This is a genomic window from Streptomyces sp. LaBMicrA B280, assembly GCF_049222185.1.
In the GTDB taxonomy this organism is placed as follows: Bacteria; Actinomycetota; Actinomycetes; order Streptomycetales; family Streptomycetaceae; genus Streptomyces; species Streptomyces murinus.
The window spans coordinates 156,786-175,932 of sequence record NZ_JBMJCT010000033.1; the positions used below are offsets into that span (position 1 = coordinate 156,786).

General features: G+C 72.5%; 18 protein-coding genes. 10 read left to right on the forward strand and 8 right to left on the reverse strand.

What is annotated here, in order from left to right:
- Positions 1 to 68 precede the first annotated feature (68 nt).
- A complete protein-coding gene (locus ACLF5H_RS25695; RefSeq protein ID WP_421678382.1) occupies positions 69 to 1,118 on the reverse strand; it encodes a LuxR C-terminal-related transcriptional regulator in 1,050 nt (349 codons plus the stop codon).
- A gap of 436 nt (positions 1,119 to 1,554) precedes the next feature.
- Here ACLF5H_RS25695 and ACLF5H_RS25700 point away from each other — a divergent pair, with 436 nt between their 5' ends.
- The 5 genes from ACLF5H_RS25700 (at position 1,555) to ACLF5H_RS25720 (ending at position 6,842) form a co-directional block, all read left to right on the forward strand.
- Entirely contained in the window at positions 1,555 to 3,018 is a 1,464-nt protein-coding gene (locus tag ACLF5H_RS25700) for an MFS transporter (protein WP_421678383.1), read from the forward strand.
- 234 nt (positions 3,019 to 3,252) lie between these two features.
- Entirely contained in the window at positions 3,253 to 3,792 is a 540-nt protein-coding gene (locus ACLF5H_RS25705; RefSeq protein ID WP_421678384.1) for a MarR family winged helix-turn-helix transcriptional regulator, read from the forward strand.
- 206 nt (positions 3,793 to 3,998) lie between these two features.
- The gene (locus ACLF5H_RS25710; protein WP_421678385.1) at positions 3,999 to 5,441 is read left to right on the forward strand and encodes a DUF2252 domain-containing protein; all 1,443 of its coding nucleotides are present in this window, start codon (positions 3,999 to 4,001) and stop codon (positions 5,439 to 5,441) included.
- A gap of 209 nt (positions 5,442 to 5,650) precedes the next feature.
- Positions 5,651 to 6,463 (forward strand): hypothetical protein, encoded by an 813-nt coding sequence (locus tag ACLF5H_RS25715; protein ID WP_421678386.1) that lies wholly within the window; start codon positions 5,651 to 5,653, stop codon positions 6,461 to 6,463.
- Between the two features lie 49 nt (positions 6,464 to 6,512).
- The gene (locus tag ACLF5H_RS25720) at positions 6,513 to 6,842 is read left to right on the forward strand and encodes a rhodanese-like domain-containing protein (protein WP_037650299.1); all 330 of its coding nucleotides are present in this window, start codon (positions 6,513 to 6,515) and stop codon (positions 6,840 to 6,842) included.
- Between the two features lie 30 nt (positions 6,843 to 6,872).
- Here the strand turns inward: ACLF5H_RS25720 and ACLF5H_RS25725 are convergent, their stop codons facing one another.
- The 6 genes from ACLF5H_RS25725 to paaA all read right to left on the reverse strand — a co-directional run bounded on the left by ACLF5H_RS25725 (position 6,873) and on the right by paaA (position 11,798).
- The gene (locus ACLF5H_RS25725) at positions 6,873 to 8,015 is read right to left on the reverse strand and encodes an acyl-CoA dehydrogenase family protein (RefSeq protein ID WP_421678562.1); all 1,143 of its coding nucleotides are present in this window, start codon (positions 8,013 to 8,015) and stop codon (positions 6,873 to 6,875) included.
- 124 nt (positions 8,016 to 8,139) lie between these two features.
- Positions 8,140 to 9,204, reverse strand: a complete 1,065-nt coding sequence (locus ACLF5H_RS25730) for a 2Fe-2S iron-sulfur cluster-binding protein (RefSeq protein ID WP_421678387.1) — start codon at positions 9,202 to 9,204, stop codon at positions 8,140 to 8,142.
- On the reverse strand, positions 9,204 to 9,758 hold the full coding sequence (paaD, locus tag ACLF5H_RS25735; RefSeq protein ID WP_421678388.1) for a 1,2-phenylacetyl-CoA epoxidase subunit PaaD: 555 nt from the start codon (positions 9,756 to 9,758) through the stop codon (positions 9,204 to 9,206). The genes ACLF5H_RS25730 and paaD overlap by 1 nt, the downstream gene beginning before the upstream one ends.
- Positions 9,752 to 10,483 (reverse strand): 1,2-phenylacetyl-CoA epoxidase subunit PaaC, encoded by a 732-nt coding sequence (gene paaC, locus ACLF5H_RS25740; protein ID WP_421678389.1) that lies wholly within the window; start codon positions 10,481 to 10,483, stop codon positions 9,752 to 9,754. Before paaC ends, paaD begins: the two co-directional genes overlap by 7 nt.
- Positions 10,480 to 10,767, reverse strand: a complete 288-nt coding sequence (gene paaB / locus ACLF5H_RS25745; protein ID WP_014673816.1) for a 1,2-phenylacetyl-CoA epoxidase subunit PaaB — start codon at positions 10,765 to 10,767, stop codon at positions 10,480 to 10,482. Before paaB ends, paaC begins: the two co-directional genes overlap by 4 nt.
- On the reverse strand, positions 10,764 to 11,798 hold the full coding sequence (gene paaA, locus ACLF5H_RS25750) for a 1,2-phenylacetyl-CoA epoxidase subunit PaaA (protein WP_421678390.1): 1,035 nt from the start codon (positions 11,796 to 11,798) through the stop codon (positions 10,764 to 10,766). The genes paaB and paaA overlap by 4 nt, the downstream gene beginning before the upstream one ends.
- A gap of 379 nt (positions 11,799 to 12,177) precedes the next feature.
- Here paaA and ACLF5H_RS25755 point away from each other — a divergent pair, with 379 nt between their 5' ends.
- From ACLF5H_RS25755 to ACLF5H_RS25765, 3 genes are read left to right on the forward strand one after another with little or no spacing between them, the layout of a single operon-like run.
- Complete coding sequence (locus ACLF5H_RS25755; protein ID WP_421678391.1) at positions 12,178 to 13,137, forward strand: DUF5819 family protein; 960 nt, start codon at positions 12,178 to 12,180, stop codon at positions 13,135 to 13,137.
- Positions 13,134 to 14,333 carry an HTTM domain-containing protein gene (locus ACLF5H_RS25760; protein WP_421678392.1) on the forward strand — a complete coding sequence of 400 codons (1,200 nt, stop codon included), beginning with the start codon at positions 13,134 to 13,136 and terminating at the stop codon, positions 14,331 to 14,333. Before ACLF5H_RS25755 ends, ACLF5H_RS25760 begins: the two co-directional genes overlap by 4 nt.
- Positions 14,330 to 15,082 (forward strand): TrmH family RNA methyltransferase, encoded by a 753-nt coding sequence (locus ACLF5H_RS25765; protein ID WP_421678393.1) that lies wholly within the window; start codon positions 14,330 to 14,332, stop codon positions 15,080 to 15,082. The genes ACLF5H_RS25760 and ACLF5H_RS25765 overlap by 4 nt, the downstream gene beginning before the upstream one ends.
- A gap of 51 nt (positions 15,083 to 15,133) precedes the next feature.
- Here the strand turns inward: ACLF5H_RS25765 and paaN are convergent, their stop codons facing one another.
- Entirely contained in the window at positions 15,134 to 16,825 is a 1,692-nt protein-coding gene (paaN, locus tag ACLF5H_RS25770; protein WP_421678394.1) for a phenylacetic acid degradation protein PaaN, read from the reverse strand.
- A 159-nt stretch (positions 16,826 to 16,984) separates the two neighbouring features.
- On the opposite strand from paaN, the gene ACLF5H_RS25775 reads away from it, so the two are divergent.
- Positions 16,985 to 18,499, forward strand: a complete 1,515-nt coding sequence (locus ACLF5H_RS25775; protein ID WP_421678395.1) for a 3-hydroxyacyl-CoA dehydrogenase — start codon at positions 16,985 to 16,987, stop codon at positions 18,497 to 18,499.
- A complete protein-coding gene (locus ACLF5H_RS25780) occupies positions 18,496 to 19,086 on the forward strand; it encodes a TetR/AcrR family transcriptional regulator (protein WP_421678396.1) in 591 nt (196 codons plus the stop codon). The genes ACLF5H_RS25775 and ACLF5H_RS25780 overlap by 4 nt, the downstream gene beginning before the upstream one ends.
- Positions 19,087 to 19,147 lie beyond the last annotated feature (61 nt).

Below are 19,147 nucleotides of genomic sequence, written 5' to 3' on the forward strand. Positions count from 1 at the left end.
TCCTCGCCCGGGGGGCGGGAGCGGAGAACCTTTCGTGCAGCATGCCGTATCGGCACGCGCACCGTCAGTCACGGGTTCGCGTGACCGTCCACCTCCTCCAGCAGCCCGGAACGGGCCGCGGCGACGCCCGCCTGGAAGCGGCTCGACACGTTCAACTCGGAGAGGATGTCGGCGACATGACGGCGTGTCGTGCGCAGCGACATGCCGAGGCGCCGGGCGATCGCCTCGTCCTTGAGGCCGTCGGCGAGCAGGCGCAGGATCGTGCGGTGCAGTTCCCTGGAGACCGCCTCCATGGCGCGCCCGGTGGCGTCGACGAACGGCCTGGCGTGGGTCCAGGCCAGTTCGAAGACGTCGTACAGGTAGGCGACCACCGGCGGTTCGCTGATGAGGATCGCGCCCTGGCCGTCGTGTCCGGGCGCGGGGATGAAGGCGGTCTCCCGGTCCACGATGATCAGCCGGCCGAACAGTTCGTGCAGCGTGCGGTACTCCGCGCCGCGCGTGGAGAGCTCCGCCACGTATGCCTGGCTCGGGCCGTTGAAACGCGCCGTGTGGTGGTAGAGGGTGCGGATGCGGACGCCCCGGTCGAGCATCGCCCGGTCGCGCCCCATGGCCTCGGCCATCGCCGCCGGGACCCGGGAGCCGCCGCCGGGCTGGCAGGAGACCAGTTCGGTGCGGCAGCCGTCGCTGAGCCGGTTGAGCCGGTCGCGGACCTCGGCCACCGTGGAGATCTCCTGGAAACCGCTGCCCCAGGAGCGCGATTCCCGCTGGAAGACCAGGCTGAAGGGGTCGACGCTGCTCCTGATGTGCGCGATCGCCTCCTGGCGCTCACGGATCTGCGCCTCCAGGGGCGCGGTACGACGGCTCGCCGCGGCCTCCGCGGGTACGACGGTCAGCCGGGAGCCCGGCAGCGGCTCCTCGGTCAGCAGCCCGGTCTCGAGGAGGCGGGAGAGGACGCGGCGGACATCGGCAAGGTCGGCGGGCAGCTCGCGGGCGATGGTCTCCGGGTCGTGCGTGCCCGCTCTCTGATTGCGGACGAGCCAGGCGTAGACCCTTAAGTCCAGCGACTCCGACTTGAGTTCATCGGGGGTCGATCGTGGGCAATGAGGAGCTATGTCCATGTTCGCTCCGTCCTCCCCTTGCTGCCTTGCCGTTTGATGAGGCATCGGAAACCTGGCGGACGACATTGAGTTTTCCGAGACTGAGATCACCGTAACGTCCTTGTGTATGGAACGGAGTTCGTGTCATGAGGCGCTTTCTCATTGCTGTGACCGGCTTGTTGGCCGTCTTCGCCGTCGGAATGGGCTCCTCGCACCACGGGGCCCCGGACCGGGGCACGCAGGTCCAGGCCTCCTGCCGCGCCCTGCCGGCCGGGATGAGCGGAACGTGTGACAGCTCCTGGGGTGGGTGAGTGCATTTCCCGGGGGTTGGTTGCTCGGTGCCACCCAGAGGGCGGCGCGTGCCGCTCCACGGGGTGGTGCGGGAGGCCGCTCTCGGTGTCCGTCCGTGAGATAGGACGCTAGCCAAGTATTTCGGTGACCGTTGTAACCTGGAGGCATGGTCACCGACACGCGACCGCACCCGTCCGTCCGGCGGGGGCTCGCGCTGCTCACCTCGGAGCGGCCCCGCCCCGAGGCGATCCGCGCGCGGCCGAACGCCTGGTGGCTGGCCGTGGCCGCGGTGTGCTTCGGCGCGTTCATGGGCCAGCTGGACGCCAGCATCGTCACGCTCACCTACGGCGGTCTGCGCACCGGCTTCCACGCCTCGCTCGCGGCCGTCGAATGGGTCTCGCTGGCCTATCTGCTCGCCCTGGTGGCGCTGCTGGTGCCCGCGGGGCGCCTTGCCGACGCCCACGGCCGCAAACTGCTCTACCTGTACGGCTTCGCCGTCTTCACCCTCGCCTCCGCGGCCTGCGGCTTCGCGCCCTCGCTCTGGGTCCTCGTGGCGTTCCGCGTGGTCCAGGCGGCCGGCGCGGCCATGATGCAGGCCAACAGCGTGGCGCTGGTGACCACCAGCGCGCCGCGCGAGCGGATGCGCAGCGCCCTCGGCGTGCAGGCCGCCGCGCAGGCCCTGGGGCTGGCCCTGGGACCGACGGTCGGGGGCGCCCTGGTGTCCACCCTGGGCTGGCGCTGGGTGTTCTGGGTGAACGTGCCCGTGGGTGTCGTCGCCCTCGTCGGCGGCCACTACCTGCTGCCCCGCACCCGGGCCCGTACCCGGGTCACCCGCTTCGACTGGCCGGGGCTCCTGCTGCTGGCCGCGGCCACCACCGGTGCCCTGATGGGCGTCTCCGCGGCCTCCGGGCTGCCGGTGCCCGGCTGGGGCGTCGCCGCGCTGTTCCTGCTCGCGGCCGGGGCGGGACGGGCCTTCGTACGACGCCAGCGGCGGGCGGCCGCGCCCCTGCTCGACCTCGCCCTGCTGCGGGTACGGGCGGTGGCGTACGGCCTGGTGGGCGCCCTGAGCGGCTATCTGGTGCTGTTCGGGCCGCTGGTGCTGGTGCCCGTGGTGCTCACCGCGCGGGGCGTGTCCGAGCTGACGGCGGGGCTGGTGCTCACCGCGCTGCCGGCCGGGTTCGCGCTGGCCGCGACCGGGGGCGACCGGGTGCTGCCGCGCGGCCTCTCGGACCGGGGGCGGTGCCTGGCCGGTGCGGGGATCTTCACGGCGGCGCTGACCGCGCTGCTGGTGGTGGCGCCGGGGATCGGTGAGCTGGTGCCGGTGCTCGCGGTGACCGGGCTGGGGCTGGGGATGTTCACCCCGGCCAACAATGCGCTGATCATGGGCGCGATACCCGCGCGGTCGTCCGGGACGGGCGGGGGGCTCGTGAACATGACCCGGGGGCTGGGGACGGCGCTCGGGGTCGCTCTGGTCACGCTCGCCTTGCAGGTGGACGGCGGAGGCGAAGGCGCCGGGCGGGGCGGGAGCCAGGCGGCCGCGATGGTGCTGGTGGCGGCGTCGGTGGTCGCGGTGGGGGCGGCTTGGTTCGGGCCGAGGGAGGGGGCGCGGGAGGGGATTCGGGAGGAGTGATGCGGGAGGGTGATGCGGGAGGGGATTCGGGAGGGGTGAGAGGGCGTGAGGGGGCTCGCGGTGGGTTCGGGGAGGGCTCGCGGTGGGCTTGTGGCTCGCTCGTCGGAGCGGTTCCGGGAGGGGCCGGTTCCGGGAAGGGTGTTCGGGGGTGGCCGGGGCCAGGGCCGGTGTCGGGGGCCGTCCGAGCCCTGGACGCCCGGCCGTTCCCGGGTGCCGCCCGGCTAGGCTTTCCGCATGTCCGCGCAGCCACGCCCCGCCGTCTCCGCTCCCGGCCCCGCCGCGCAGGTGGAGTCCGCGCAGGCGGAGTCCACCCAGGCGCCCGAGGCCCGACTGCTCACCGAGGCCGTCACCCGGCTGCGCCGCGCGCTGCGCTCCTCGATCCGCACCGACTATCCGTGGGAGACGCTTCCCATGGCGCAGGTCGAGCTGCTCCAGGTGCTCGGCGAGCACTCGCCCACCCGGATCAGCGACCTCGCCGCGCGGCGCCGCCTGGCGCCGAGCACGGTCAGCGGGCTGATCGGTCAGATGATCAGCGCGGGACTGGTCGCGCGGGACGTCGACGCCGCCGACCGCCGGGCCTCCGTCGTCACCCTCACCGACGCGGGCCGGGAGAAGCTCGTGGCCTGGACCACGGCGCACGAACGCCGCATCGACGCCGCGCTCGGCGCCCTGGACGACGACGCCCGCGAGGCCATCGGGAACGCGCTGCCCGCGTTGTTCCGGCTGGCCGAGAACTTGGGCGGGGAGGCGGGCGAAGGCACGTCGGAGCGGTGAACCGGCTGCCGGGGCAATGGCTGCCGGGGTAGCGGCCTTGTCCGTGACCGGCGGGTGGGGTGGCGAGCGGGGTTTTTCCACAGCCACCGGGTTGTCCACAGGGCTGACCCGGATTCCGGCGTCGGCGGTACGGTCTTGCCGAGTCGATGTTCGTCTCGATGCGTACGGGGGAGGCGGTCGCTGTGGCCGGGAGCGGTGCGGGTGTGATGAGTGAGCCGCGGCAGCGGGAGCGCGGGGAGCAGGGGGAGCGGCTTGAGGGCGGGGCGCGCAGGCTGCCCCGGGTGCGCGGGTTCGCCGAGTGGCCCCGGCAGGGCTCGCCCAAGGAAGAGGGCAAGGCACTGCGGACCGGTGTGCCACGCCGTGACCACGCCCTCTTCGAACCGGACGCCGCCCGCCCGGACGCGGTGAGCGCCGTCATCGAGTCCAACGCCGGCCGGATACCGGAGCTGACCCCGATCCGCGTGGGCCGGATGGCGGCCACCCCCTTCGCCTTCCTGCGGGGCTCCGCCGGACTCATGGCGTACGACCTGGCCCGCACCCCCGTCACCGGGGTGGGCGCGCAGCTCTGCGGCGACGCGCACGCCGCCAACTTCGGGCTGTACGGCGACGCCCGCGGCGGCCTCGTCATCGACCTGAACGACTTCGACGAGACCGTGCACGGCCCCTGGGAGTGGGACCTGAAGCGGCTCGCCACCTCGCTGGTGCTGGCCGGGCGCGAGGCCGGTGCCGACGAGGACACCTGCCGTGCCGCGGCGCGGGACGCGGCCGGCGCCTACCGCCACACCATGCGGCTGCTGGCGAAGCTCCCGGCGCTGGACGCGTGGAACGCCATCGCGGACGAGGAGCTGGTCTCCCACGCCGACGCCCATGACCTGCTCGGCACCCTGCGACGGGTCTCGGAGAAGGCGCGGGCCAACACCAGCGGCCGGTTCGCGGCGAAGTCGACCGAGCCGCACCCGGACGGCGGCCGGCGCTTCGTCGACGCCTCGCCGGTGCTGCGCCGGACACCGGACGGCGAGGCCGCCGCGGTCGCCGCGTCCCTGGAGGAGTACCTGACGACGCTGTCCGAGGACCGCCGCCCTCTGCTCGCCCGGCACACGGTGCACGACGTTGCTTTCCGCGTGGTCGGCACCGGCAGCGTCGGCACCCGCTCGTACGTGGTCCTGCTCCTCGACCACCGTGAGCACCCGCTGGTCCTCCAGGTGAAGGAGGCCCGCCCCTCCGCGCTGCTCCCGCACCTGGCCGCCGCCGGCTTCGAGAACCCACCGGTCGCGCACGAGGGGCGCCGGGTCGTGCTCGGGCAGCAGCGGATGCAGGTGGTCAGCGACACCCTGCTGGGCTGGACCACGGTCGACGGACGGCCTTTCCAGGTACGGCAGTTCCGCAACCGCAAGGGCAGCGTCGACCCCGCCGCCCTCGCCGCCGACCAGGTCGACGACTACGCCCGCATGACCGGCGCCCTCCTGGCCCGCGCCCACTCCCACAGTGCCGATCCCCGCCTGATCGCCGGCTACTGCGGCAAGAACGAGGACCTGGACAACGCCGTCGCCGCCTTCGCCCTGACCTACGCCGACCTCACGGAGTCCGACCACGCCACCCTGATCACAGCGATACGCGCGGGCCGCATAGCGGCGGAGCTGGGCGTGTGAGCGGGGGCATCTCGGTTCTCTCGGCTTTCTTGTTTCTTGAGCTTCTTGAGCGGGGCCGCCGCGGCCCCTAAGGGGCGCGGGGAACCGCGCGACCAGCCACCACGCACCCGCACTCGCCGACGGCCCGGCACCCCCACGGCGAACCGCCCCCGCCACCGGCATGGATCCGCCCCGGCCCCGAGCCGAGCGCAGCGACTACGCTGGGGCGGGTGACCACCCCGGAAGCCGAACAACCCCACGCCCCCCGCCCCGAGGCGCGGCTCGAACAGGCCGTACGGGCCGCCGAGCAGGCGTTGATCGAGTACGAGATCGCCGTGGAGACCTTCCGCGTCGAGGTCGAGAACTTCTCCCGGCTGCACGAACAGCGACTCGGCCCGCTCTATCTGCGCCTTGAGGAACTGGATGCCGAGATCGCCGAGGCGACGGCCGCCCGCACCGGTGACCCGGAGGATGTGCGCCGCGCCGAGGAGGCTCGCGCCAACGTCCTGCCGATCCCCGGCGTCGAGGAGCTGATGCACGGCTGGATGGACGGCCACGGCCTCTACCCCGAGGCCGCCGCCATGCTCACCGGCCAGGCGGTACGTCCCCCGGAGCGGGTACGGCCCAGCGAGGAGGCCCGCAAGCTCTATCGCGACCTCGCCCGCAAGGCCCACCCCGACCTGGCGCAGGAGGAGGACGAGCGCACCCGGCGCGAGGAGTTCCTCACCCGCGTCAACGCCGCCTACGCCCGTGGTGACGAGGCGCTGCTGAAGGAACTGGCCGAGGAGTGGGCCGCGGGACCGGTACCGCCCGAGCGGCGCCCGAGCCCCGCCGAGGAGCTGTACGCCCGCCTCGAATGGCTCTCCCAGCGCAAGGAACTGCTCAACCTGGTCGCCCGCGAACTGGAGGACGGCGCCATCGCCGGCATGCTCCGCCTCGCCCCCGACGACCCGGACGCGCTGCTGGAGGAGATCGCCGACAAGCTCCGCGGGGACATCACCCGGCGCGAGGAGGAGCTGGCGGCCCTGCTGGCGCAGGACTGAGCCGGGCCCGCCGTCGGGTAGCGTCGGAGTCATGAATTTCGGAGCTGGTGTGCCCACCGTCGGTGTCACGGACCTCAAGGACGACGACTTCCTGCTGGACGTCCGCGAGGACGACGAGTGGCAGGCGGGCCACGCCGAGGGAGCGCTGCACATCCCGACCAGTGAGTTCGTGGCCCGTTACGGCGAGCTGACCGAGGCCGCCCCGCAGGACGGCCGCGTCCATGTGATCTGCCGCTCCGGTGGCCGGTCCGCCCAGGTCACCATGTATCTGGTGCAGCAGGGCATCGACGCGGTGAACATCGACGGCGGTATGCAGTCCTGGGCCGCCGCGGGCCGCCCGGTGACCACCGACGACGGCCGCCCGGGCCACGTGCTCTAGCCCCCCGGGTCGGCCGTCGGCGATCGGCGGTCAGCTGAGCGGGTGCGCCGCCAGCAGGTCGCCGAGCCGTTCCTCGTACGCCGCCGCCGGGCCGAGCGCCAGTTCCAGGTGCTTGGCCCAGGCGTGGTAGCGGTGCAGGGGGTAGTCGGTGTCCGCGCCGAAGCCGCCGTGCAGATGCTGCGCCGTCTGCACCACCCGGCGGACGCCCTCCGCCGCCCAGATCTTCGCCACCGCGACATCCCCGGCGGCGGGCAGCGCGCCCGGCGCCCCGGAGGCGATCCGCCACGCGGCCTGCCACAGGGTGGCCGCCATGGCCCGCAGATCGATGTACCGGTCGGCGGCCTGCACGGCCACCGCCTGGAAGGTCGCGATCGGATGCCCGAACTGCTCGCGCCTGCCGGTGTATTCGCCGGTCATCTCCAGCACCCGTTCACCCAGCCCGAGCGCCAGCGCGCAGACGCCGGTGGCGAGCAGCGCGTGCAGCCACTCCCAGGCGCCCTCGGCCTCGATGACCTCGCCCGCCGTCTGCCGTGCCCCCGCCAGCCGCAGTTCGGCCAGCCGCTCCCCGGTGGTGGACACCTGCTCGACGAGCGTCACCCCGTCCAGCCCCCGGGGCAGCAGCGCGAGCACACTCCCCCCGGCCGCCGCGCCCTCGATGTGCGCCGGTACGACGACGAGATCCGCGTCGTACGCCCAGGGCACCGCGGTCTGCACCCCGTCCAGCACCCAACTCGGGCCCTCCCGCCGTGCGGTGACGGCGAGTTCGGCGGGGTCATGGCCACTGCGACCGCTCGCGGCGACGGTCAGCACCAGCTCCCCGCGCCCCGCCCGCTCCAGCAGACGCTCCCCCGACTCCTTGCTCCCATAGGCCCCTACGACCGCCGCCGCCGCGCTGTGCTCCAGCAGCGGCACCCGCGCGAGGACCTTCGCCGACTCCCGCAGCACCAGGCACAGGGCGATCGCGTCCAGACCCGCGCCGCCGTACGCCTCGTCGAGCAGCAGGCTCAGCAGATCCGCGCCGGCCAGCCGGGACCACAGCTCCCGGTCGAGGCCCTCGGCCACGGCGCCCGGGGTCAGCGCCGGGCTGGGCACCGCGTCCGGCGCGACACCGGCGAACACCCCCCGCGCCGCCTCGGCCGCCGCCTGCTGCTCCTCGGTGAAGGTGAAGTCCACGGCCTGTCCCTCCGACGGTGCGGTCGTCATCTGACGGGCCGTCAAGATAGAACAGGTTCTAGGAGAAGGGAACCTCGACGGCTCCCTCCGCGAAGCGTTCCGTGGAGCGTGCCATGGTGCTTTCTCAGCGGTCGAAGTCCAGCTCCACCTGTTCGGTCAGCGGATGGGACTGGCAGGCCAGTACGTATCCGGCGTCCGTCTCCTCCTCTTCCAGGGCGAAGTTGCGGTCCATGCGGACCTCGCCGGAGACCAGGAAGGCCCGGCAGGTGCCGCACACCCCGCCCTTGCAGGCGTAGGGCGCGTCGGGGCGGTTGCGCAGCACGGTCTCCAGCAGGGACTCGCCCTCCTGCACCGGCCAGGTGCCGCCGCGTCCGTCGAGCCGAGCGGTGACCGTGCTGTGCGCGGCCCCTGGCGCGATGCCCGCGGCGGTCGGACCCGAGTCCACATGGAAGATCTCCTGGTGGATCCGGGCGCGGTCCACGCCCAGCTCGCGCAGCGCCCCCTCGGCGCCCTGCACCAGCCCGTAGGGCCCGCACAGGAACCATCCCGCCACCCGCTCGGTCGGCAGCAGCGCGGGCAGCAGTCCGGTGAGCCGCTCCTGGTCGAGCCGGCCGGACGGCAGACCCGCCTGCTGCTCCTCCCGGGAGAGCACGGTCACCAGCTGGAGCCGCTCGGGGTAGCGGTCCTTCAGGTCGGCGACCTCTTCCAGGAACATCGTGGACGCGGCCGTACGGTCACCCCGTATCAGGCAGAACCGGGCCTCCGGCTCGCGCGCGAGCAGGGTGGAGACGATGGACAGCACCGGGGTGATGCCGCTGCCGCCGACGATCGCCGCGTACAGCCCCGGCGCCGGTTCCAGGGTGAAGCGGCCGGCCGGGGTCATGACCTCCAGCTCGTCCCCGATGTTGATCTCCTTCAGCGCGTAGGTGGAGAAGGCGCCGCCCTCCACCAGTCGCACCCCCACACGCAGACTGCTCGGGCCCTCGCCGTCCGCGGCGGGGGCGGGGGAGCAGATCGAGTAGGTCCGCCGCACCTCCGTGCCGTCCACCCGGCGGCGCAGCGCGAGGTGCTGGCCGGGCGTGTGCCGGTACTCCGTGCGCAGTTCGGCGGGGACGGTGAGGGTGAGGGCGACGGAGTCGTCGGTGAGCCGGTCGACCGCGGCCACCTGGAGCGGGTGGAAGCGCGCCATCACAACTCCTTGAAGTGGTCGAACGGTTCGCGGCAGGACAGACAGCGGCGCAGCGCCTTGCACGCGGTGGAGGAGAACCGGCTGAGCAGTTCGGTGTCGGCCGAGCCGCAGTGCGGGCAGTGGACCGGCTCGGCCTCGACGGCCCCGACGGCCCCGACGGCCCCGGCGGCCCCGGTGCGGGTCGGGCCGAGGGTCAGCGGTATCGGACCGGTGGCCTCCAGTGCCCTCGGGGGAGCTATGCCGAACTCCCGCAGTTTGCGGCGGCCTTCAGGGGTGATGTCGTCGGTCGACCAGGCGGGCGTGAGCACCGTGCGCACCGAGACCTCGCGCAGGCCGTGCTCCCGCAGGACCCGTTCGATGTCGAGGGACATCGCCTCGATGGCCGGGCAGCCGGTGTAGGTGGGGGTCAGATCGACCTCGGCGGCATCGCCGCCGTGCAGGCGCAGCGCGCGCACCACGCCCAGCTCATGGAGCGTGAGCACCGGGAGTTCGGGGTCGGGGACCGAACCGGCCAGCTCCAGCAGCTCCGCCTCCAGGGCGGTGGCGGTCACCATGACGCCCCCGGATGGCTGCGGTGCAGATGCTGCATCTCGGCGAGCATCCGGCCGAAGGACTCGGTGTGGACGCCCTGGCGGCCGGCGCCCGCCGACCAGGCCCCGGTGCGGGGCCCCTCCGGAACGGTCAGGGTGGCCCGGTCCAGCACCCGTGTGACCGACTCCAGCCAACGGGACTCCAGGCCCGCCCAGTCGACGTCCAGTCCCTCCACGGGCTGGAACATCTCCCCGGTGAACCGCCACAGCGCGTCACAGGCGCGCCGCATCCGCTCATGGCTGGTCTCAGTGCCGTCGCCGAGACGCAGGGTCCACTGCTCGGCGTGGTCGCGGTGGTAGGCGACCTCCTTGACGGCCTTCGCGGCCAGCGGGGCGAACACACCGTCACCGGCGGCGAGTTCGGCGTGCAGCAGGTGCTGGTAGGTGGAGAAATACAGCTGGCGGGCGATGGTGTGGGCGAAGTCGCCGTTCTCCTGCTCGACCAGCTGGAGGTTGCGGAAGGACCGCTCCTCGCGCAGGAAGGCCAGTTCGTCCTCGTCGCCCGCCAGGGACAGCAGCACTCGGGCCTGGCCGAGCAGGTCGAGGGCGATGTTGGCGAGGGCGACCTCCTCCTCCAGGGCGGGGGCGTGCCCGGCCCACTCCCCCAGTCGGTGGGAGAGCACCAGGGCGTCGTCGCCGAGCGCGAGCGCGGCGGTCAGCGGGACGGTGGCGGGGCCGGTGGCGGTCACAGGTGCTTCACCCCTTCCGGGATCTCGTAGAAGGTCGGGTGCCTGTACGGCTTGTCGGCGGCCGGCTCGAAGAAGGGGTCCTTCTCGTCCGGCGAGGACGCGGTGATCGCGGCGGCCGGGACGACCCAGATGGAGACGCCCTCGCCGCGGCGGGTGTACAGATCGCGGGCATTGCGCAGCGCCAGCTCGGCGTCCGGCGCGTGCAGGCTGCCGGCGTGGGTGTGGGAGAGGCCGCGCCGTGAGCGCACGAAGACCTCCCACAGGGGCCAGTCGGTGGTGCTCATGCTCGCTCCGCTCCCGTCGTCCGGTGTCCGGCGGCCTCGGTGCCGCCGCTGTGCCTGGCCGCGTGGGCGACGGCCGCTTCCCGTACCCAGGCGCCCTCGTCGTGGGCGCGTTTGCGCTGGGTCAGGCGTTGTTCGTTGCACGGGCCGTTGCCCTTGAGGACCTCCCAGAACTCCGTCCAGTCGATGGTGCCGAAGTCGTACTTCCCCCGCTCCTCGTTCCACGTGAGGTCGGGGTCGGGGAGGGTGAGGCCCAGGGACTCGGCCTGGGGGACGCAGATGTCGACGAAGCGCTGGCGCAGCTCGTCGTTCGAATGGCGCTTGATCTTCCAGGCCATCGACTGGGCGGAGTGCTGGGACTCGTCGTCGGGCGGGCCGAACATCATCAGCGAGGGCCACCACCAGCGGTCCACCGCGTCCTGCGCCATCGCGTGCTGCTCCGGAGTGCCCCGGCTCAGGGCCAGCAGCAGCTCGTAGCCCTGGCGCTGGTGGAAGGACTCCTCCTTGCAGACCCGCACCATGGCGCGCGCGTAGGGGCCGTAGGAGCAGCGGCACAGCGGCACCTGGTTGGTGATCGCGGCGCCGTCCACCAGCCAGCCGATCGCGCCGACGTCGGCCCAGGTCAGCGTGGGGTAGTTGAAGATCGAGGAGTACTTCTGGCGGCCGCTGTGCAGCTTGTCGAGCAGTTCGTCCCGGCTGGTGCCGAGGGTTTCCGCCGCGCTGTACAGATACAGGCCGTGTCCCGCCTCGTCCTGGACCTTGGCCATCAGGATCGCCTTGCGGCGCAGGGAGGGCGCGCGGGTGATCCAGTTGGCCTCCGGCTGCATCCCGATGATCTCGGAGTGCGCGTGCTGGGCGATCTGGCGGACCAGCGTCGCGCGGTACGCGTCCGGCATCCAGTCGCGCGGTTCGATGCGCTCGTCGGCGGCCACCGCCGCGTCGAAGACGTGCTGGTATTCCGCCTCGTCCCCGGTGGTGTTCCGGGCGCCGTCCGCCTCTGGGCGGGCCGTGCCCTGCGCGGCTGCTGTGGCCATGCGATCCCCCTGACCTCGGGCTCTGCGGTGGGATTCTCCCGACCGATCGTTCGGTCCGTGCGTCATCAATGGTTGCCGGGCCGCCGGACAGTGTCAACCGCTGTGGAAAACTCCGCGCGGAACCTGTGGACGAGCGGGATTCCGCGGGCGTGGGATCGGTGCGAGCGGTGCCTGTGGACGAAGCGTGCGGGGACGGCGGGGTCCGGCCCCCGGGGCTGCGCTCGGTGGCCGGGGCTGAGTACCGTTCCGTGCAGGCGCCGCGACGGGGCGCTCGTGCACCGCACGGCACCCGGGCCGGGCGGCCGTATCGAAGGGGTCGGCTCTCTGCCGACCCGGTGGGCCGACCCACGACTGAGCCGGAATTGGGGGACGGGGCGGAATGGACGCGTACGACGAGGACCCGAGGGCCGCGCGTGGCCCGGACGGGTCGACCGGGGCGCGTCCCCCGGAGAAGCCAGAGGCCCCGGAAACTCCGGGTGGCCCTGAGAGCACGGGCACCTCTGAGAACACGGGCACTCCTGAGAACACGGGCACTGCGGAGAAAGCGGGCACCCCTGAGAACACGGGCACTCCTGGGAGTCCGGACACCGTTTTGAGTCCGGACACCGCGTTGAGCTCGGAGACCTCTGAGGGCTCGGAGCCGGACCGGACACCGCCGGGCCAGGCCCCTGCGCCTGCACCCGATCCCGCCCGCCGCGGTCTCGCCGCCCTCTCCCCCCGCTACCAGGCCGTCGCCGCGCTGGCGGTCGCCGTCATCGGTGTCGGCGTCGGGGTGCACCTGCTGATGGTGTTCCTCAGCCTCGCGCCGCAGAACACGGTGTCGAAGCAGCACGGCAAGGCCGTCGAGGCATGGGTCTTCCCGGAGTTCGAACAGAACTGGAAGCTGTTCGCCCCCAATCCGCTCCAGCAGAACATCGCCGTGCAGGTGCGCGCCGACGTGCGGATGAAGGACGGCAGCGTGCGCACCACCGGCTGGATCGACCTGTCCGCCCAGGACGGCGCCGCCATCAAGGGCAATCCGGCGCCCAGCCACACCCAGCAGAACGAACTGCGCCGCGCCTGGGACTTCGTCACCGCCACGCACACCGCGGACAACCGCCCGGTCGGCATGCGCGGCGCGCTGTCCGAGCAGTATCTGCGCCGGATCGCGGTGATGCGCCTGTACCGCACCGATCCGACCAGCCGGATCGGCGTCATCCAGCGGGTGCAGGTCCGTTCCCGCACCCTCAATGTGCAGCCCCCCTCCTGGAGCGGTGAACAGGTGCCCGACAAGCCCCTCTACCGGATGCTGCCCTGGTGGACGGTGAGCGCCGCCGAGGCCGCCGGAGGTGTGCGGTGAACCAGCCCTCTCAGGTCCTCTCGCGCGGGCTCGCCCGTATCACCGAGGCGGCGCTCGGGCCGTACCAGAGCGCCGTGATCCGGATCGGCTTCGCCGGTACCTGGCTGCTCTTCCTGCTGCGCGAGTTCCCCCACCGACAGGAGTTGTACGGTCCCGACGGTCCCTGGGACTGGAACATGGGCCGGCGGCTGATCCTGGACAACCACGCCTTCACGGCCCTCATGTGGTCGAGCGGGCAGCTGTGGTTCGAGTGCTGCTACGCGCTCGCGATCCTCGCCAGCGCCGCGCTGCTGCTCGGCTGGCGCACCCGTACGGCGTCCGTGCTGTTCATGGTGGGCGTCCTGTCGCTCCAGAACCGCAGCGTCTTCGTCGGTGACGGCGGCGACAACGTGCTGCACCTGATGGCCATCTACCTCGTGTTCACGCGCTGCGGACAGGTGTGGTCCCTCGACGCGCGGCGCCGGGCGCGCGAACAGCGGCTTCCCACCGACCGGACCGGCCTCGCCCTGTGGACGGTGCTCGGGTTCGTCCTGGTCACGGTGACCGCGTCGGGCCGGCTCTTCGGCGGCGCCTGGCTGATCCCCGTCCTGCTGTGGACGGCGTGGGTGGGGCTCGCCCTGTGGTGGCTGGTCCAGCGGCTGGTGCGCTCGGCCGAGCCGCGGATCCTGCTGGACGTGATCGCCAACGTCCTGCACAACGGGGCCCTGGTGGTGATCATGGGCGAGGCGTGCCTGATCTATGCCACGGCCGGCTGGTACAAGATCCAGGGCTCGCGCTGGCAGGACGGCACCGCCGTCTACTACCCGCTGCACCTGGACTACTTCTCGCCCTGGCCCGGTCTCGCCGATCTGATGTCCGCCAGCGGCACCATCCTGATGGTCGTGGCGTACGGCACCGTCATCGTGCAGGTCGCCTTCCCGTTCACCCTGCTCAACCGGCGGGCGAAGAACGTGCTGCTGGTGGCGCTGATGATGGAGCACTTCGTGATCGCGGTCGTGCTCGGGCTGCCGTTCTTCTCGCTGGCGATGATCACCGCGGACGCCGTCTTCCTGCCCACGTCCTTCCTGCGCCGGGTCGGCGCCCTCGCCGCCCGCGCGCGGGGACGGTTCGTCAAGGGCGGCGGCGAGGACGGTACGGTGCCCGCGCCCCGCGCTCCGGAGGACAGCACGGCCGGCCGCGTAGGGTTCACGGCATGACCGACCCGTTGATCCGCTGGCGCGAGCACGCCGCCCGTGCCGTGCTGCTCGACGGCTTCCATGCCCTCAAGCACGCGCTGCGTTTCGGGGCCGAGGTGCCGGTGGCGGTCACCACCGACCGGCGGGCCGCGCTCGCCCTGGCCGAGGAACTGGCCGGGGACGTACGGGAGGCCCTGGACGGCCTGCTCATCGAGGTGCCCGAGCAGGCGTACGCCGCGCTCGTGGCCCGCCCGCATCCGACGGGGGTCGCCGCGCTCGCCGTACGACCCGCGCGTGAGGCCAACCTGGAGGCGCTCGCCCGGATGCCGCGCACCGCCCCCGTGGTGGTCCTCGACAACCCCCGCAACCTCGGCAACGCGGGCGCCGTGATCCGGCTGGCCGCCGGTTTCGGTGCGACCGGGGTGGTCACCACCGGCACGCTCGACCCCTGGCATCCCACGGTGGTGCGCGGCGGCGCGGGCCTGCACTTCGCGACCGCCGTGGAGCACCTCGGCGTCGACGAGCTGCCGCCCGGTCCGCTGTTCGCCCTCGATCCCGAGGGCGAGGACATCAGGGGCACCGAGCTGCCCGACGACGCCGTGCTCGCGTTCGGTTCGGAGCGCACCGGCCTCTCGGCGGAGGTACGCGCGCGGGCCGACCATCTGCTGCGGCTGCCGATGCGCCCCCAGGTCTCCAGCTACAACCTCGCCACCAGCGTGGCGATGACGCTGTACCACTGGAGCGCCACCGCGGGCGCACCCGCCGCGTAGCCTTCGCGGCCGTCGGGAGAAGAAACCCGCTTCTCCCGACGGTTTTTTCGGCTAGCCCTGGTGGCGCACCTCGACCACCCGGAAGCGGTTCGCCACGAAGGCGCCGTCGCACAGGGCCGCGTTCGCCGCCGGGTTGCCGCCCGAGCCGTGGAAGTCGGAGAAGGCGGCCGTCTGGTTCACGAACACCCCGCCCGTGAGGTTGAAGGACAGCTGGGCGGCCTCCTCCAGGCAGACCTCCTCGATGGCCCGCTCCACCTCGCTGTCCGTGGTGTACGCGCCGACGGTCATCGCGCCCTTCTCGCGGACCGTGCGCCGCAGCAGCTCCACCGCGTCGGTCACCGAGTCGAGGGCGACGGCGAAGGAGACCGGGCCGAAGCACTCGCTCATGTAGGCGGCCTCGGCGTCCGGCTTGGCGCCGTCCAGCTTGACGATCACCGGGGTGCGCACCACCGCGCCCGGGAACTCCGGGTTGGTGATCTCCCGCGAGGCGAGGGCGACCTCGCCGAGCCCTGCGGCGGCCTCCAGCCGGGCCTTGACGTCGGGGTTGACGATCGCGCCCAGCAGCCCGTTGGCCCGCGCGTCGTCGCCGAGCAGACCGTCGACCGCGCGGGCGAGGTCGGCGGTGACCTCGTCGAACGTCTTCGGGCCCTGGTCGGTGAGGATGCCCTCGCGCGGGATCAGCAGGTTCTGCGGGGTGGTGCACATCTGGCCGCTGTACAGGGACAGCGAGAACGCCAGGTTGGACAGCATCCCCTTGTAGTCGTCCGTGGAGTGCACGATCACCGTGTTGACGCCGGCCTTCTCCGTGTAGACCTGCGCCTGGCGGGCGTTGGCCTCCAGCCAGTCGCCGAAGGTCGTCGAACCGGTGTAGTCGATGATCCGGATCTCCGGGCGGGTCGCGAGGGCCTTGGCGATGCCCTCGCCGGGGCGCTCGGCGGCCAGCGCGACCAGGTCGGCGGCGAAACCGGCCTCGGTGAGCACCTCACGGGCGATCCGCACGGTCAGCGCGAGCGGGAGCACCGCGCGCGGGTGCGGCTTGACCAGGACCGCGTTGCCGGTCGCCAGGGAGGCGAACAGGCCCGGATAGCCGTTCCACGTCGGGAAGGTGTTGCAGCCGATGACCAGGCCGATGCCGCGCGGCACGGGCGTGAAGTTCTTGGTGAGCACCAGGGGGTCGCGCTTGCCCTGCGGCTTGGACCACTCGGCGGTGCCGGGGGTGCGGACCTGCTCCGCGTACGCGTACGCCACCGCCTCCAGGCCGCGGTCCTGGGCGTGCGGGCCGCCCGCCTGGAACGCCATCATGAAGGCCTGGCCGCTGGTGTGCATGACGGCGTGCGCGAACTCGTGCGTCCGGTCGCTGATGCGCTTGAGGATCTCCAGGCAGACCACGGCACGCACCTCGGCGCCCGCGTCCCGCCAGGCCGGCTGCCCGGCCTTCATCGCGGGCAGCAGTACGTCCAGGTCCGCGTGCGGGTAGCTCACGCCCAGCTCGATGCCGTACGGCGAGATCTCACCGCCCACCCAGTCGTCCGTGCCCGCCTGGCCGAGGTCGAGGCGGGTGCCGAGCAGGGCGTCGAAGGCGGCCTTGCCCGCGGCCGCGTCCAGGCTGCCGTGTTCGCCGTACGCCTTGGGGTGCTCGGGGTGCGGGGACCAGTACGCGCGCGTGCGGATCGCTTCCAGGGCCTGGTCGAGAGTGGGCCGGTGCTTCGCGATCAGCTCGGGGGCGGTCAGTTCGGCGGCCATGCGGGACCAACTCCTCGTCTGGAGAACTCGTCTTCGAGTTCAGGACCTGGCGGAAAGAGCAGCGGGATGGGACGGTCAGGGCTAGAGTAACCGAACGATCGGTCGGTTCAAGGGGGTCCGCCGCATCTGTGGAAAACCCCGTGCGGGAGGATCGCGCACATGACAGCACTCGACCTCAGCAGCCCCGTGGCCGTCGTCGGCACCGGCACCATGGGCCAGGGCATCGCCCAGGTCGCACTGGTCGCCGGCCACCCCGTGCGGCTCTACGACACCGCACCCGGGCGGGCCCGGGAGGCGGCCGCGGCGATCGGCGCGCGACTGGACCGGCTGGTGGAGAAGGGCCGGCTCGACGCCACCGCCCGGGACGCGGCCCGCGCCCGTCTCGAGCCCGCGGAGGCGCTCGCGGAGCTGGCCGACTGCGGCCTCGTCGTGGAGGCCGTGGTGGAGCGGCTGGACGTCAAGCAGCGGCTCTTCGGCGAGCTGGAGGACGTCGTCGGCGAGGACTGCCTGCTCGCCACCAACACCTCCTCGCTGTCGGTGACGGCGATCGGCGGCGCTCTGCGCCATCCGGGCCGCTTCCTCGGCCTGCACTTCTTCAACCCCGCGCCGCTGCTGCCGCTGGTCGAGGTCGTCTCCGGCTTCGCCACCGACGTCACCTCGGCGACGCGCGCGTACGAGACCGCCCGCGTCTGGGGCAAGACCCCGGTGGCCTGCGCGGACACCCCCGGCTTCATCGTGAACCGGATCGCCCGGCCCTTCTACGCCGAGGCATTCGCCGTCTACGAGGCCCAGGCCGCCGACCCGGCCACCATCGACGCGATCCTGCGCGAGTCGGGCGGCTTCCGCATGGGCGCGTTCGAACTCACCGACCTGATCGGCCAGGACGTCAACGAGGCGGTGACGCACTCGGTGTGGCAGTCCTTCTTCCAGGACGTGCGGTTCACCCCCTCGCTGGCCCAGCGCCGCCTGGTGGAGTCCGGCCGCCTGGGCCGCAAGGTCGGCCACGGCTGGTACGACCACGGGGAGGGCGCCGAGAAGCCCGAGCCGCACACCGCCGACAAGGAGCGGCCGCCCGCCTATGTCCTCGCCGAGGGCGATCTCGGCCCCGCCGCCGAACTGCTCGCGCTGATCCGCGAGGCGGGCATCCAGGTCCGCACGGAGGACGGCGACGAGGACGGCCACCTGGAGCTGCCCGGTGGCGGCCAGCTGGTCCTCGCCGACGGCCAGACCTCGGTGGAGTTCCGCGACGTCGTCTACTTCGACCTCGCCCTCGACTACCGCAAGGCCACCCGTATCGCCCTGTCCGCCTCCCAGGACACCTCGCAGACGACCCTCGCCGAGGCCGTCGGCCTGTTCCAGGCGCTCGGCAAGGACGTCAGCGTCATCGGCGACGTCCCCGGCATGATCGTGGCGCGCACGGTGGCCCGGATCATCGACCTCGCCCATGACGCGGTCGCCAAGGGCGTCGCCACCGAGGAGGACGTCGACACCGCGATGCGCCTCGGCGTCAACTATCCGCTGGGTCCCTTCGCGTGGGACCGCAGGCTGGGCGACGAGTTCGCCTACGACGTCCTGGACGCGATGCACGAGCGCGACCCCTCCGGACGCTACGCGCCCTCCCTCGCGCTCTACCGCCACGCCTACGCCGACGACAAGCGGGAGGGCACCTCATGACCACGCCCCGGCGCGACACGTACACCCCCGAGACGCTGCTCTCCGTCGCCGTCCAGGTCTTCAACCAGCGCGGTTACGACGGCACCTCCATGGAGCACCTGTCCAAGGCGGCCGGCATCTCCAAGTCGTCGATCTACCACCATGTCAGCGGCAAGGAGGAGCTGCTGAAGCGGGCCGTCAGCCGCGCCCTGGACGGCCTTTTCGCCATCCTGGAGGAGCCGGCGGCACGCGAGGGGCAGGCCGTGGAGCGCCTGGAGCACGTCGTGCGGCGCATGGTCGAGGTGCTCATATCCGAGCTGCCGTATGTGACCCTGCTGCTGCGGGTGCGCGGCAACACCGCCACCGAGCGCTGGGCGCTGGAGCGGCGCCGCGACTTCGACCACCGGGTCGCCGAGCTGCTCAAGGCGGCCGCGGCCGAGGGCGACGTACGCCCCGACGTGGAGGTGCGGCTGGCCACCCGGCTGGTCTTCGGCATGATCAACTCCATCGTGGAGTGGTACCGGCCGGAGGCTCGCGGCGCCTCGGGCCGCGAGGTGGCCGACGCGGTCGTCCAGCTGGTCTTCTCCGGACTGCGCCGGGCTGTCTGATCCTCCGATGACGCCGGGCTGTCTGACTTTCTGGTGATCCGAGAAAAACAGCCTACGGATC